The sequence below is a fragment of the Vibrio genomosp. F10 str. 9ZD137 genome (assembly GCF_049974785.1).
In the GTDB taxonomy this organism is placed as follows: domain Bacteria; phylum Pseudomonadota; class Gammaproteobacteria; order Enterobacterales; family Vibrionaceae; genus Vibrio.
This window is the reverse complement of the sequence record NZ_JBNGCJ010000767.1, coordinates 1-3,554: the sequence shown is the minus strand read 5'-3', so window position 1 is coordinate 3,554 and position 3,554 is coordinate 1. Positions and strand designations below refer to the sequence as shown.

2 protein-coding genes are annotated in these 3,554 nt (G+C 43.8%); both read left to right on the top strand.

What is annotated here, in order from left to right; genetic code table 11:
- Positions 1–1,228: MipA/OmpV family protein (locus ACP45E_RS17990; RefSeq protein WP_069585370.1), on the top strand; the 1,228-nt coding region annotated here is incomplete at its 5' end.
- Between the two features lie 125 nt (positions 1,229–1,353).
- The coding region (gene hrpA, locus ACP45E_RS17985; protein ID WP_069585368.1) for an ATP-dependent RNA helicase HrpA at positions 1,354–3,554 on the top strand (2,201 nt) is incomplete at its 3' end.

The following is a 3,554-nucleotide window of genomic DNA, read 5'->3' as shown; positions in this document are numbered from 1 at the left end:
ACCGCTCTTCCGATCTATGACAAGGCTTGCCTCTATTCCCTATTACAACGATATCGGTGACCGTTCTGTCGGTACTTTTATCCCTATGCTGTTCTTTAAAAATGATTATGTATTCATTGAGGGCACAGAATTTGGTGCGTATCTCTATAAGCCAGACGATGCGCGTTTTGAGCTCAATATACTGGCTCGAATGCGCTTTGTTGATATTCCTGCGAGTACTCAAAATCGTTATGAGGGGGATACCGGAGATATCGGTTTTCAGCTCGGGTACCGATTAGACGACACATGGACGACTGATTTTGAATTTATGTCCGACAGCCATTTTAATTGGCACAGTAACGCGACCATTAAAGGGGAGTTTGAATCTGGCGATTGGGAGTTTAAACCCAGGGTAACATTACGCTATAAAAGTAAGGACTTTAATAGCACTTACTATGGTTTCTCTAATTACTCCGAAGGACAAATTGTTGATGCAGGCATAGATGCCACCATAGGTATTGAAGCTCGTTATCATGTCATTTCCAACCTCTACTTACTAGGCTCAACCGCGGTCACTCGACTTGATAGCAATGCTTATGCCAGTGATGTGGTTAAAGATCTTTATCAAGGTGAGCTCTACCTTGGTTTTGGCTTCTTTAACGATAAAACCAAAGCGCCTAAAACAGAGCTCAACAACAAGCGTTATGTTCGGGTCGCACATGGTTGGGGAACGCCATCAAATATTGGCGACATTATGAAATTTAATGTTGAGAAAGATGAATTTAATAATCAATTAAGCTCTGTATTTTATGGTCATCCACTCACTGACGAATTATTTGGTCTGCCGCTTGATATCTATTTAACGCCAGGTTTAGTGCATCATTGGTCGTCAGATGTTCAGTCATCAAGCACGGAATATGTTGCCGCGATCAAAGCGTACTACACATTGAATTGGCCGACAAAGTGGCGCTTTGGTGTGGCAGAAGGTTTGTCTTATATTGATAATGTCACTTATCTCGAAGGCAAAGAGATGGTTGAAAAAGATAAAGTTCCGAGTAATTTATTGAATTATTTGGATTTCTCCTTTGATGTAAATGTGGGTGATCTGTTTAATCAAACAGACTTGAACAATATGTGGGTAGGCTACTCGCTTCATCATCGATCTGCGATTTTTGAAAAATCCTCTCAGTATGGTCGAATTAAAGGTGGCAGCAACTACAATACGGTTTATGTTCAGTTTGATTTCTAAATCGTAAAATCAGAAAAGCGCCCATTGGTTTCAGTGCTAGTGGGCGTTTTTTGATTTGTTTTTTCTCGAAACCGGAAAGTGCTACAATCCGCACAGTTTTTCTGTCTAGCTAAATAGGAATTGCTTTGACCTCGTCTCAGCCTAAAAAAGAAGCCCCAGTTCAGTCGGCGAATAGCGCTCAATCACTACGTAAAGCATTGAGTGAATGCATGTTGCGCGATAGATTTCGTCTCAGCAAACGTATTAGTGGCGCAAGTAAAATTAAAAAAGAAGCGGCACGGAATAGTGTATTTGACGAAATCGCGTTAGATATCGCCCAATCGATGATGACGGCGCAGCAGCGCTTCGATTATAAAACCACCATAGAATACCCAGATATTTTACCCGTAAGCCAACGACGTGATGATATTGCCAAAGCGATAGAAAACCATCAGGTGGTCATCGTTGCTGGTGAAACAGGCTCAGGAAAAACAACGCAGATACCGAAAATCTGTGCCGAGTTGGGTCGTGGGAAATACGGTTTAATTGGCCATACCCAACCAAGGCGACTCGCCGCACGTTCTGTGGCTAACCGCATAGCGGAGGAAATGAAGACTCCGCTGGGTGAGTTTGTTGGTTATAAAGTTCGATTCAATGATCAGATTTCCGATAATACCCAGATCAAATTGATGACCGACGGTATTTTATTGGCTGAAATTAGCCACGATCGTTTTTTGAACCAATATGACACCATCATTATTGATGAAGCGCACGAACGCAGCCTGAACATTGACTTCATTCTTGGTTATTTGAAAGAGTTGTTACCGCGCCGCCCTGATCTGAAGATAATTATTACCTCGGCAACCATCGATCCTGAACGTTTTTCAAAGCACTTTAATGATGCCCCAATCATTGAAGTATCAGGTAGAACCTACCCAGTAGATACACGGTACCGCCCATTAAGTGGGGAAGACGATACCGACAGAGATCAGCTAGAAGGCATTTTTGAAGCGGTCGATGAGCTGTGTTGTGAAGGCCTTGGCGATATTCTTATCTTCATGAATGGTGAGCGAGAAATACGAGACACCGCTGATGCGCTCGGAAAACGAAATCTGCGTGATACTGAGATCGTGCCGTTGTACGCAAGGTTGTCATCGAGCGAGCAAAACAAGATATTCCAGCCACACAATGGCCGACGTATTGTCCTAGCGACCAACGTAGCAGAAACCTCGCTTACGGTTCCGGGTATCGAGTACGTGATTGACCCAGGTACAGCTCGAATCAGCCGTTACAGTTACCGAACCAAAGTGCAAAGACTGCCTATTGAGCCAATTTCTCAAGCTAGCGCCAACCAGCGTAAAGGGCGTTGTGGTCGTGTTAGCGAAGGTGTTTGTATTCGTCTGTATTCAGAAGAAGATTTTGAATCGCGCCCAGAGTTCACCGATCCAGAAATTCTGCGTACCAACTTAGCGTCGGTTATCTTACAAATGACGTCACTGGGCCTTGGAGATATTCAAGCCTTCCCATTCGTTGAAGCGCCAGATAAGCGCAACATTCAAGATGGTGTCCGTCTTTTAGAAGAATTGGGCGCGATTGCCAGTGACAACAAACCGCGTAAAGACGCCGGTAGCGATAAAAAACGCTTAACACCAATGGGTCGTAAACTGGCTCGATTGCCGATTGATCCGCGTCTGGCTCGCATGGTACTTGAAGCGAGTCGTAACGGTTGCTTGAAAGAGTTGATGATCATTACCTCGGCACTTTCTATCCAAGATCCTAGGGAAAGACCATCAGAGAAAAAACAAGCGTCAGATGAAAAGCATAAGCGTTTCTTCCATGAAGAGTCTGATTTCCTCACGTTTGTCAATTTATGGAATTACATAAAAGAGCAACAAAAAGAGCTGAACGGCAATCAATTCCGTAAGCAGTGTAAGAAAGACTTTTTGAATTATCTCAGAGTCCGTGAATGGCAAGATGTTTACTTCCAGATTCATCAGTCAATGCGAGAAATGGACTTCAAACTCAATGATGAAGAAGCGTCTTACGAAAAAGTGCATAGCTCTATTTTGGCAGGTTTGCTCTCTCACATCGGTTTTAAAGACCCTGAGAAAAATGAATATCAAGGGGCAAGAAACGCGCGTTTTAGCATTTTCCCTGCGTCTGGCCTATTTAAGAAACAGCCCAAATGGATCATGTCAGCCGAGCTTGTTGAAACCTCGAAACTTTGGGGGCGCATCATCGCTAAGATCCAACCTGAATGGATTGAGCCGTTAGCTGGGCACTTAATTAAGCGTAGCTACAGCGAACCTCATTGGTCGAAAAAACGCGCCGCCGTCATGGCCGATGA